A 10,747-nucleotide genomic window follows, 5' to 3' on the forward strand; every position below is an offset into this window, starting at 1 on the left:
GGTGTTGCTGCAACGGTTGCGGCCCAGTGGTTTAACGGTTTGGCCTGGTGGGCTCTGCTGCATTGGTTGCGATCGCCATTGCCTTTAATCGAGGTGTTGCTGTTATTTATGCGCACCAATATTTATAAATATCTTCCGGGTGGAATCTGGCATCATGCAGGCCGTTTGCGTTGGTTGAAGCAGCGGGGAGTTGGGGCGAGGCGAGCCTTGTTGGCGGTGCTACTTGATCCCCTTTTGATGTTGCTTGCAGCCCTTTGCTTACTACCTCTTGGTGGTTTGCAAGGGGGGCTTGGTTTGATATCACCTTTTGCGTTGCTATTGCTGCGGCCCCGTTGGTTGAATCCTTTGCTGGAACGCTTATTACTTAGTAAAAGAGCTTTGCTGAACCTCAGCGGTGAGGTGGAAAGCGATGAGTTGAAGCAAGATCAAGCCCTCCTCAGCAGCCCCTGGGCAGCTTTGCTTTTGCAATTTCCTTTTCTGTTGCTGCGTTTTGGCGGTTTTGCTTGTTGCATAGTTTGTTTCAGCAGTATCAACAGCCTTGGCATTGGCCTATGGCTTGCCGCTTTTGCCCTTGCTTGGCTGGTGGGTTTAGTGGTGCCAGGAGCACCAGGAGGTATTGGTGTTTTTGAGTTGGTTTTATTAGCTCGCTTGCATGGATCGCTTCCAGAGGCAGAGCTTTTGGCAGTGGTTATCAGTTATCGCCTGATCAGTGTTGTGGCGGAATTACTAACGGCTGCTGCAGCTCAACTGGATCAACCCATAACCATTCGCTCTCAATAGCAGCTAGTGTTGAGAAAAGGTTCCTTTTGTTGTGGCGGTATCGGGGGGGCTTCGCCACGACTTACACGATCGCGGCCAACGACTAACTCCCCAACGCCAGCGCGTGCTTGATTTATTCGAGCGGTTGGGGCCAGGCCAACACCTCAGCGCCGAAGACGTGCATCTGCAGCTACTAAAAGGTGATGCTCGCGTATCACTTGCCACTGTTTATCGCACCCTACGGTTACTTACCTCAATGGCTCTTTTGCGGGAACTGGAGTTGCCAGAAGGAAGCCGCCGTTTTGAGCTTGCTAGCGCTGAAAATAATGATCACCACCACCTCATTTGCGCTGCTTGCGGTAAAACTGAAGAATTCGATAGTGCCCAAGTGTTTCAAGCCGGCGCTGATGCAGCGGCTCAATTTAATTTTCGCCTACTTAGTTCCAGGCTCACAGTGAGGGGTTTATGTGCTGCGTGCGCCGCTGCGGTTTGATGGTGCTATGGCGTTTCTAGAAGCAACAGATCTTTGGCATTGCTATAGCCCTGGTGAATGGGCATTGCAAAATATCAGTTTTGAGCAAGAGCAAGGGGAATTAATCGGCTTACTTGGCCCCTCCGGCTGCGGTAAAACCACTTTGCTGCGCTTGATTGCTGGTTTTGAACGCCCCTTCAAAGGCACATTGCAGCTGGAGGGCCATCAGATTTCTTCCCCCCAACGTTGCCTGCCGCCGGAGCGGCGTGGGGTGGGAATGGTTTTTCAAGACTATGCACTTTTCCCGCACCTAAATGCGTTTGATAATGCTTGTTTTGGCTGCCGTAAAAAAGAAGATCTACAACGGGCAAAGTGGCTTTTAGAACAGCTCGGCATTGCTGAACTGCAACGCCGTTACCCCCACGAACTCTCCGGCGGCCAGCGTCAGCGTTTGGCCTTAGTAAGAGCATTAGCGCCTGGCCCCAAGCTCTTGCTTTTAGATGAACCCTTTTCAAATTTGGATGTGGAAGTGCGCCTCCGTTTGCGAAGTGAGTTGCGTTTATTGCTTGCTCAATGTGGTGTTAGTGCTGTGATGGTTACCCACGATCCCCAAGAAGCTTTAGCGGTATGCGATCGAGTAGCTGTGATGAAAGAAGGGAGCTGGCATCAATACGCCAGCCCTCGCGATTTGGTTGATAAACCAGCAACTACTTTTGTAGCCAGGTTTGTTTTGCAGGGAAATGTGTTGCCCCTAGAGCGCTTGCAAGCTCTTCCCGATGGTGGTGCAAGTTTTGGTGTAGCAGGCCACAATCCTTCTCAAAAATCTGATGTGTTGTTGCGGCAGGAGGCCTTAGCGGTGCAAATTGATCCCGATGGATTAGCAAAACTGGTGGGTAGGGAATTTTTAGGAGATCAATGGCTGTATCAATTTGATTTGCAGGGGGAATCAATGCGGCTCAAGGTGCCTATTGAGCAGGAATTGGCAATTGGCAGCTATTGCAAAATCAGCTTGCAAGCGGGGGCAAAGGCTCAATTTTTTCCTGCTTAAGTTCAGCTGCCAGCAGTAGAGCTGAGCTAAGCCCTAATAAAATGATTAGCAGTGCTGGCGCAAGGGCTGCGCCAAGCCTTTCATCACTTGCGTATTGAAAAACCCGCACTGCCAGGGTGTCGAAATTGAAAGGCCGTAAGGCAAATGTGAGCGGTAATTCTTTTACGGTATCTACAAAAACCAACATGCTTGCCAGTAGCAAAGGGCTGCGCAAAATTGGTAAATGCACCCTACGCAAAACTTCTTGCCAGTTTTTACCAAGGCTTGTGGCGGCTTCTTCAATGCTGGGGGGAAGCCTTTCTAAATTTGCATCAAGCCCACCTTTTGCTACGGCAAGGAAACGGTTGCTATAGCCATAAAGCAGCAGCAACAGGGGCGGAAGGCCAAGGGGTGCAAATAACAACAGCAAAGCCAGCGCTAACACTGCCCCGGGCACCGCATAACCAAGGCCGGCCATAAAAATAGAAACTTTCAGCCATGGAACCTTTAGCCAACGGCCCCCTATCGCTAAAACAAGGGCCATAAATACAGCCATTGCCGCCGCCGCCAACCCCAAAACCAAGCTGCGTGCACTAAGGCCAAACAATTCAGCAAGGTTTTCTTGGCGCAACTGATCCGAGCTCCTCAGAATCCAGGCCAATGGCAACCCAGCACTTAATAAAGGTGGTAACAGGCAGAAAATTGTGGCAAGCCATGCCCTCGGCCCCCGCAACTGCCAGCCTTCAAAATGATCGCCAGGTCCGCCTTGATCCCAACGGCGACTAAGACGCCGCTGCCAACGTTGGGCTGCCACCAAAACAGCCACCACAGCTAGGGCAATTAGGGCAAGGCTTGTGGCCCCTTGGGGGTCGCCCTCTCCCTGCCAGCGTTGCAATATTCCCGTGGAAAGAGTTGGAACCCCAAGTAATTCCATCGCACCAAATTCATTAACTACTTCCATGCCAGCAAGAGCAACACCACTGGTAATGGCTGGTATCGCCATCGGAAGTGCCACGCGGCGGAAGCTCGCCCAGGCTCCCAAGCCCAAGCTGCGGCTGGCTTCTAAGTGTTTACGCCCGCTCTGGCGGAAGCTGTCGCGGCTGAGTAGCACCACATAAGGCAAGGTGCTCAGAATTAATACCGCAGCAGCTACCCCAAGGCCGTGCAGCCTTAAACCCTCCCGACTCCCCAGATCTGTAAGCACTGCCGCCTCCAGGTAAGCAGGGGTGGCGAGCGGTATTAATTGGGCAATGGTGAGCAGTTTTTTGCCAGGGAAATTGCAACTGGCGGTAAGCCAGCCAATGCTGCTGCCAAAAGCCCCTACCCCAAGCCCCACCAGTAAAAGCAGTAGCAGGGTGTTTCCCAGCTGCTCAATTCCTTCACTGCCTAGGGCCCTAAAAGCGCCCTCTGGTTTGGAGAGGCAATAGATGGAAAGCCCTAGCAATGGCAGGAGATTTAAGGCAGCTGTGGCGCTAAGAATGCCAGTTAAGCCAGGGCGGGGCGGCAGCTTTATTTCCAATCGTTGTTTACCATTAATTGCACAGCGCGTTTGTTATTTGCGCCAAGGGTTTCAGCTGAAACGCCGCTGCTTTTAAACGCCCCGAAACGTTTCAACCAAGGATTACCGCCATATCCTTTAAGGGGATATTCATTGTTTGCCTCTGCATACCCCTTTCCACCAGTGGGGGAGGCGAGAAATTCAATCAACTTTTGGGCTGCCTCCGGATTACGGGCAGAGCTTGTTACACCTGCGCCACTGATATTTACGTGGGCGGGGATGGGCATTATTAGATCTATATTTTTGGTAAGCAGTTGATCTTCTTTGCCTGATTCGCCAGATGTCATGCGAGCTACGTAGTAAGTGTTAACAAGTGCAGCGCCACATTGCCCTTTTGCCACAGCTCTGATCAGGGCGGTATCGGAGCTAAAGACAGGTTGGGCCAAGTTTGCAACCATGGCCTTAATCCAATTTGTGGTGGCAGCTGCACCACGGCTTACCAACTGATCTGCAACCAGTGATTGGTTATAAACACTTTTGCGATTACGCAAACAAAGTTTCCCTTTCAGATTCGAATTTGCCAAATCGCTGTAACTACGAATCGAATTAGGCGATACGAACTTTGGATTCACAATAATTGCCCTTACGCGGCGGGTAAGGCCAAACCAACGGCCGCGGCTATCTCGATAAGTATTAGGCACTTGCTGCAACAACTGAGGCGATTTAACAGCCCTAAATAAACCTAAGTTTGCGGCCCTATCAAGCCGAGCCGCATCTACAAGTACCAACACATCAGCGCTACTTTTTTTACCTTCTGCCTTCAGGCGCTCAATCAAGGCATCATCTTTAGCCTCTAATAAATTTACGGAGATACCGGTGCGTTTAGTGAAAAGTTTATAAAGTTCTTTATCGCTGTTGTAATGCCTGCCTGAATAAACACCAACTTTTTCAGCCTTTGCATCCAAGCAGGAGGCAAGCAATAAAAAAACCGAAAATTGTAAATAACGATTAAAACCAGATCGAACCATTTGCTTGTTGAGAACCGCTCTCAACCTAGAACGGTTTGGGGGCTATTTGCAAGTGCTTCTCAATAGCGACGTTGAACGCGAATCGGAATCGGTTGCAAGATGCCACCACCGGAATCGTCGTCGTCTGAGTCAGGCCTTAGATAAAGAGCAATGCCTATCACCAATGCAATAGCGCCAAGCACGGTGGGATCAAACATTACAAAACTTCATATATCCCTAACATAGCGGTTTAGGCGCCATCCCATGAGGCTGCCGATAACTGCCGCAGGCAGCGCATGGCCCTTTAGCACCACCACGGTTATCACAAACGGAACCCACGGCTGAGCAAGCACCATGGCTTGGATGCCCGCTACCAGGGCGCTAATCGCTACTTCACCAGGAATAATTCCAGCCGCTTGATGGAGCCCTTGGCCGATAGCGGCTGCGCCGATTATTAATGGAAAAAAAAGTCCGCCCATCCAACCGGTGCTGAGGCAAAGGGCGCACAGGGCAATTTTTAAAAAGCCCACTAACAAAAGTTGATCAGCTCTATTAATTAATTCGCCTTGTAGCAGTGGGCTTAATTGTTGTTCGCCAGAAAAAAGAGCGAGCGGTTGCCAAATGTTCACCAGTGCCAGCACTACACCTGTGAAAATTGCCAGTGGAAGTGGTGATGCTTGGCATCGCTTGATTCGTTTTGCCAATTGCCGCCTCAAGCCCAAAAACAACAGCCCCAGGCAGCCGCCCCCTGCCCCCAAAAGCAAGGACCAGGCCAAGTTCGAGGCCCCTTGGCTGAAACTATTGGGCCATAAAAAAATTACCCCCTGCTCACCACCACCAAATCTGTCGAACCCCTTTAACAGCGCAAAACCAGCAAAACCACCAATAAGACCCGGCAGCCAGCTCCAATAGCCCTTAGCCAAGCGGCCGCCGATGCCCAACCTTGTTTTAAGGCGTTGCAGCCCCAGCTGCCATTCTGTTAAGGAACGGCTTAGAAGTGCTTCAGGGCCAATGCTGCCGCCCCCCAGCAGCGCCAGTAACCCCAGCAGGATGTGGCTTAATTTTGGCTGTATCTCAAGTTGCAGCTTCTGATCCTGCTTTGGATCCAATTGGGCAAAGGTTTCTTTCAGCTCTGGTAGGGGCTCAGCCCCAGCGCGACGCAGCAACCCGATTGCTAGGCCGCAACTGATTGGGATTAAAAGTTGTAGAACAAATGGCGCTTGAGAGGGAAATCCCTTCAAAAACTGATCGCCCCAGCCCAGGCTGGTGAGTAACGAAATTGCAGCCATCAGCAGGGCCGCCAACAGCCCTGTGATGAACCCGATTAGCAGCTCAACTAAAACCTTTCCCACCATCTGGCGCCTCGCAAGCTTGTAGTTGTAGTAATAATTTTTTGTGGTTGATATTTCGCCCGATCAAAACAATTTGATTGCTGCGTACCCCTTGCCAATCGGTGTCGTCTATGGAAAAGCGCTTGCCGGCAAGATGAAATACATGACGCCTTTCACTTTCATTAAACCAAAGAATACCCTTAGCTCTAAACACTTCAGCGGGCAATTGATTGTCTAAGAAATTTTGAAATTTACGCAACCCCAAAGGCTTAATGCTGGAATAAGAGAGTGAAGTAAAACCTTCAATATCTGCGTTATTTTCTTCATTTGAATTACTGTGATCATGCTCTTTATGATCATGGTTTTTATGATCATGCTCTTTATGATCATGATGCTTGTGCCCGTGATCATGCCCGTGATTGTGGGAGTGATTATTATTTTGCTCTTCAACAATTCGATCCGATTCAAATAAGCCAACACTTAAAAGCAGCGGAAGTGGCACTTCTCCCTTAACGCAATGTAATAGCCGAGCATCTTTTTTCACAGTTGCAAGCTGCGTTTCCACCTCCTTAAGGCGATCGGTTGATACTAAATCAGTTTTATTTAAAAGTAGAATGTCCCCATAAAGTACCTGCGCTCTACCCACTTGAGTTTCAAGTACCTCTGAGCTGAAATTTTCAGCATCAATAACTGTAATAATTGAATCAAGCCTTGTTAAATCCCGTAAATCACTTCCAAGAAAAGTCATGGCAACAGGCATTGGGTCCGCCAGGCCAGTGGTTTCCACCACGATGTAATCGAGGGGCTCAGGGCGATCTAGTACTTTATATATTGTTTGCAGTAATTCATCATTTATGCTGCAGCATATGCAGCCATTGTTTAATTCAACAGTATTATCACTATGATTAATAATTAACTCATTATCAATACCGATTTCGCCAAATTCATTTACCAAAACAGCTGTCTTCACCCCTTCTTGATTGGCTAGAATGTGATTTAGCAATGTGGTTTTACCCGCCCCTAGAAATCCAGTAAGGATTGTTACCGGCACAGGGCGTTTGCTAGAGAAATTTGTCATCATCTTGGTTTTGTTAGTTATTTTGTTGCTTTGCAGGTGGCGCAGATGCCGAATACTTCAAGGGTATGAAATAACGGGGTGAAACCTGTGGGGGTATGGATTGCAAGAGAATGCTGTTCCACAGGGCAGTTGGCAAGGGCTGAACTGCAACCGCATTCAACGCAGGTGAGATGGTGCACATCGCGATCCCTTGGGGCGTAAAGGGCTTCGCCATTGGCAAGGTGGCGGCAACGCACTTCCCCCTGCTGTTGCAGGCTGCGCAGGTGGCGATAAACGGTGGCAAGCCCCATGCTGCCTCCCTCGCTCCTGATGCGGCCATGAAGAGCCTGTCCACTCAATTCTTCTGTGCTGCTGTGCAGCACAGCCAAAATTAAGTTTTGGCGGCTCGCCAAACTTAAAACCATGGAGTTGAGGATTTGCAACTCAGTTTATGAGCAACCACGCAGGCTTGAATTAAGCAGTGGGGAGCTCCCGAACTATTTATTGCTGCGCCCAGGGGGGTAGTAGTTCCCAGCAAGCAGCATTTTTGCTGTTTTCGCGCGCTTCCACCTTCCAGCACCAATTACGACCATCACCTCGCTGCTGCAATATTTCATTTGTTTTTTGCCACACCCAATGGGCACTGGCTTCCATCCCAACGTTTTGCATGACCCTCAGATCCAAGGCGCCCAATTCATGGAGTTGCTGCCAGTTCTCGAGCAATGGATCATCCTGATTTACCAAAAAAGTGTGATCAAACTGATTTTCTAAAATTAAGCGCAGCTCTTTAAAGCTGGAAAAATCCACAACAAAGCCATATTTATCTAGCTGCTTTGCGCCAAACCAGCAGGTAAAGCTGCGGCTGTAGCCATGCACAAAGCGGCACTGGCCTGGATGGTTTGCTTGTCTGTGGCAGCAGGGAAAACCCTCGAACTGCTTTGAGCAGGTGTACATAAAAGCGCCGTTGCGCTGCGAAGCTGGTGTGATCATTTTCTACTGCGGCCATGAGTGCTCCTTGGGCTTTACCCCTGGATCGACTTCGTTTTAATTCCGAGGGCTTGATTCCAGCCATTGCTCAAGATTGGCTGGATGGCGCAGTTTTAATGCTGGCCTGGATGAACCTTGAAGCTTTGGAGCTCACTCTTTCCAGCTCTGAAGTGCACTACTGGAGCAGATCTCGCAAAGAGTTGTGGCATAAAGGCGCAACTAGTGGTCATTATCAACAATTGAAAGGAATCCGCTACGACTGCGATGCCGATGTATTGCTAATCAGTATTAATCAGGTGGGTGATGTTGCTTGCCACACCGGCGCGCGCAGCTGTTTTTTTGATGCAGGCCAAGGGCCCATTGCTGGCGGCGCAGGGGCTTTGCCACCCCCAGCCGATGCCTGCACGGAGCTGGCGCGAGTAATTCAGGCTCGCGCTGCTGTGCCTGAATCTGGGAGTTACACAAATAAATTGCTTGATGGTGGTGATAACAGCATCCTTAAAAAAATAGGAGAAGAAAGCGTTGAATTTGTGATGGCTTGTAAAGACAACAACCCAGGGGAAATTGCTTCTGAGGCTGCTGATTTGTTATTTCATCTACAGGTGGCCCTCACCCATCACGGTGTTTCATGGCGCCAAGTGCAAGAGGTGTTGGCAGCTCGTAGGGGAGCTCCCCGCAGGAGCTAAAAACCCGGCCAGAAGGATCAGGGCGGTCTCTAACGGGCATTGCGTTTGTTTGAGAAAATTGGTTCTGAAGGGAAAAGTCAATTAGAAATAAGCAAAGAGGCAAAGGCTTAATTTTGAAACCAGCCTGCATTCCAGATAACGAACAGGAGCGGTTGCAGGCTCTCCACGAATACCGAATTCTTGGCACTAAACCAGAGCAGTCGTATAACGACCTCACAACAATTGCTTCAGAGGTGTGCAACACACCGATCGCATTGCTTAGCCTTGTAGATGAGAATCGGCAGTGGTTTAAAGCAAAAGTAGGTGTTGAAGCATCGGAAACACCCCGCGATTGGTCATTTTGCGCCCATGCGATTCAATCCACTTCTCCGCTGATTGTTGAAGATGCCCTTAATGATGAACGCTTTTCTGACAACCCCCTAGTTTCGGGCGAACCAAATATTCGTTTTTATGCAGGTTTCCCGCTTCAAAATAATGAATTCCATCGAATTGGAACATTATGTGTTATCGATCGTGAGCCGAAAACACTCACAAAAACTCAAATAAATGTAATGGAAGCCCTCGCTAGGCAGGCGGTAGCTTTCCTTGAATTAAGAAAAAGATCTATCACTTTACTAGAATCATTTTGCCAGCTCACCAACTCGCGGGGGATAATTTCCACCTGTTCCTATTGCCGCAAAGCAAAAAATGAAGATGGGCATTGGCAGCATCTAGATCAATATCTATCTAAGCGCTCCACATTGAGCTTTAGCCATGGCATCTGCGATGCCTGCATTGAGGTTCAATTCCCAGAGGTATTGGAAATCTGGAAGCAGGAAGAATTGCTTAAACTTTGATTAAATCAGCTTAGTTTTACTGCTCAAGGTCGCGGCAGCGCCTCTGATCAATCAATTTAGCAAGTTCTAGAAAATAACCTGCGGTGCACCACTTTCCGTGATTTCGATCTCTATTAATAATGTCGCTTCTTTGCTCTGCTGTTTCTGCTAGTAATAAATCAAGCTCCACCTGAGGAAGGTCGTAAATATCTTGTAGTTCTATCGAGCGATCGAGCAGATGGCTTTTAAACCATTTTTGGTTTTGCTCCTGGGGAGGGATATCCATTTTGAAATTAGAAATTAATTTTTTCATGTTAAATTATAGCAATAGCGATCGAAATTAATGGTTGGTTATCAGTTTAGGCATCTTAAGCAATGTAGTGGTATATTAATTTTTTATGCAAGCTAAAGGAGCTGAGCTGTGGCGGATCAAACAGACAAGTGGAACCGAGGGCTCGATCTTTTTATTGAATCAGTTCTAAAGCCAGATCCAAAGCTCCGTAATTGCGCTCACAATCAAGAGTGTTTTAACGAACTCATGGAAGTTCGTCAAAAAATCTTAGAACATCTAGAAGGTATGCGTTTGCATGGTTAAAATGTTATTAAATTTTCTTTTCTGAAATGACAGCTAATCGAACTCAAATACTTGCCGCTTCTGCTGGATGGGTGGCGGTGCTACTCAATGTGATTCCCGGTTTAGGGGCTGGTTACTTATACCAACGGCGCTGGAAGGCCTACTGGCTTACTTCAGCTCTTGCAACGAGTTGGTTTTTAGCTGGAGTTGTTTTAGCTCAACGTGCTGATGTTGCAGCTGAAAGCGAAAACCAATTGGTGGGTTTGATTGGTTTATTAGTTTTAGCGGCGGTTTCAGCCACAGAAGCTGGATTTGCTGTTAAAAAAGCGCGTTTAATAGAGCTTTAATTTCTTTTGCAACTCTGGTTTTTGCACTATGAAATTGCTGCATAGCAAAGTTGGTGAGCTTGAGGCTTATCGTTTCAACTCCAATGATCATTGCCGCCTTGCAATCCTGGTAGATCCTGAAACCTCTGGAGGGGCTTTTACATGGTTTCTTGAAATTCATGATCCAGGAGATCGTGTTCCAGCCCAT

Annotated in this window: 14 protein-coding genes; 6 read left to right on the forward strand and 8 right to left on the reverse strand. The window is 48.5% G+C overall.

The window, feature by feature from the left end; translation table 11 throughout:
• The 3 genes from AC2JC8_RS03505 to AC2JC8_RS03515 form a co-directional block, all read left to right on the forward strand.
• On the forward strand, positions 1-780 hold a 780-nt coding region (locus AC2JC8_RS03505), incomplete at its 5' end, for a lysylphosphatidylglycerol synthase domain-containing protein (RefSeq protein ID WP_484594212.1).
• A 31-nt stretch (positions 781-811) separates the two neighbouring features.
• A complete protein-coding gene (locus tag AC2JC8_RS03510; RefSeq protein WP_255133039.1) occupies positions 812-1,252 on the forward strand; it encodes a Fur family transcriptional regulator in 441 nt (146 codons plus the stop codon).
• A gap of 7 nt (positions 1,253-1,259) precedes the next feature.
• Positions 1,260-2,279 (forward strand): ABC transporter ATP-binding protein, encoded by a 1,020-nt coding sequence (locus AC2JC8_RS03515; RefSeq protein ID WP_484401174.1) that lies wholly within the window; start codon positions 1,260-1,262, stop codon positions 2,277-2,279.
• On the opposite strand, the gene AC2JC8_RS03520 is transcribed toward AC2JC8_RS03515, so the two are convergent.
• The 7 genes from AC2JC8_RS03520 to AC2JC8_RS03550 all read right to left on the reverse strand — a co-directional run bounded on the left by AC2JC8_RS03520 (position 2,236) and on the right by AC2JC8_RS03550 (position 8,141).
• Entirely contained in the window at positions 2,236-3,777 is a 1,542-nt protein-coding gene (locus AC2JC8_RS03520) for an ABC transporter permease (protein ID WP_484594213.1), read from the reverse strand. The two genes, AC2JC8_RS03515 and AC2JC8_RS03520, sit on opposite strands and share 44 nt — an antisense overlap.
• Positions 3,768-4,721 carry an extracellular solute-binding protein gene (locus AC2JC8_RS03525; RefSeq protein WP_484401176.1) on the reverse strand — a complete coding sequence of 318 codons (954 nt, stop codon included), beginning with the start codon at positions 4,719-4,721 and terminating at the stop codon, positions 3,768-3,770. Before AC2JC8_RS03525 ends, AC2JC8_RS03520 begins: the two co-directional genes overlap by 10 nt.
• A 122-nt stretch (positions 4,722-4,843) precedes the next feature.
• Positions 4,844-4,981, reverse strand: coding sequence for a hypothetical protein (locus tag AC2JC8_RS03530; protein WP_295457271.1), 138 nt, complete (start codon positions 4,979-4,981; stop codon positions 4,844-4,846).
• 9 nt (positions 4,982-4,990) lie between these two features.
• On the reverse strand, positions 4,991-6,052 hold the full coding sequence (locus tag AC2JC8_RS03535; RefSeq protein ID WP_484420198.1) for a chloride channel protein: 1,062 nt from the start codon (positions 6,050-6,052) through the stop codon (positions 4,991-4,993).
• 43 nt (positions 6,053-6,095) lie between these two features.
• Positions 6,096-7,172 (reverse strand): CobW family GTP-binding protein, encoded by a 1,077-nt coding sequence (locus AC2JC8_RS03540; protein WP_484594223.1) that lies wholly within the window; start codon positions 7,170-7,172, stop codon positions 6,096-6,098.
• Positions 7,173-7,189: 17 nt separating this feature from the next.
• Positions 7,190-7,576 (reverse strand): Fur family transcriptional regulator, encoded by a 387-nt coding sequence (locus AC2JC8_RS03545; RefSeq protein ID WP_484594214.1) that lies wholly within the window; start codon positions 7,574-7,576, stop codon positions 7,190-7,192.
• A 76-nt stretch (positions 7,577-7,652) separates the two neighbouring features.
• Complete coding sequence (locus tag AC2JC8_RS03550; RefSeq protein ID WP_484401180.1) at positions 7,653-8,141, reverse strand: 6-pyruvoyl trahydropterin synthase family protein; 489 nt, start codon at positions 8,139-8,141, stop codon at positions 7,653-7,655.
• A 14-nt stretch (positions 8,142-8,155) separates the two neighbouring features.
• Here AC2JC8_RS03550 and hisIE point away from each other — a divergent pair, with 14 nt between their 5' ends.
• Together hisIE and AC2JC8_RS03560 are read left to right on the forward strand one after the other, a co-directional pair.
• Positions 8,156-8,824 (forward strand): bifunctional phosphoribosyl-AMP cyclohydrolase/phosphoribosyl-ATP diphosphatase HisIE, encoded by a 669-nt coding sequence (hisIE, locus tag AC2JC8_RS03555; protein ID WP_484401181.1) that lies wholly within the window; start codon positions 8,156-8,158, stop codon positions 8,822-8,824.
• A gap of 113 nt (positions 8,825-8,937) precedes the next feature.
• Positions 8,938-9,660 (forward strand): GAF domain-containing protein, encoded by a 723-nt coding sequence (locus AC2JC8_RS03560; RefSeq protein ID WP_484401183.1) that lies wholly within the window; start codon positions 8,938-8,940, stop codon positions 9,658-9,660.
• A gap of 16 nt (positions 9,661-9,676) precedes the next feature.
• Here AC2JC8_RS03560 and AC2JC8_RS03565 read toward each other — a convergent pair whose 3' ends face one another.
• Positions 9,677-9,925, reverse strand: coding sequence for a hypothetical protein (locus tag AC2JC8_RS03565; RefSeq protein ID WP_484401184.1), 249 nt, complete (start codon positions 9,923-9,925; stop codon positions 9,677-9,679).
• Positions 9,926-10,260: 335 nt separating this feature from the next.
• Between AC2JC8_RS03565 and AC2JC8_RS03570 the strand changes: the two genes are divergently transcribed.
• A complete protein-coding gene (locus tag AC2JC8_RS03570; RefSeq protein ID WP_484401185.1) occupies positions 10,261-10,560 on the forward strand; it encodes a hypothetical protein in 300 nt (99 codons plus the stop codon).
• Positions 10,561-10,747: the final 187 nt, after the last annotated feature.

This window comes from Synechococcus sp. (assembly GCF_982614295.1).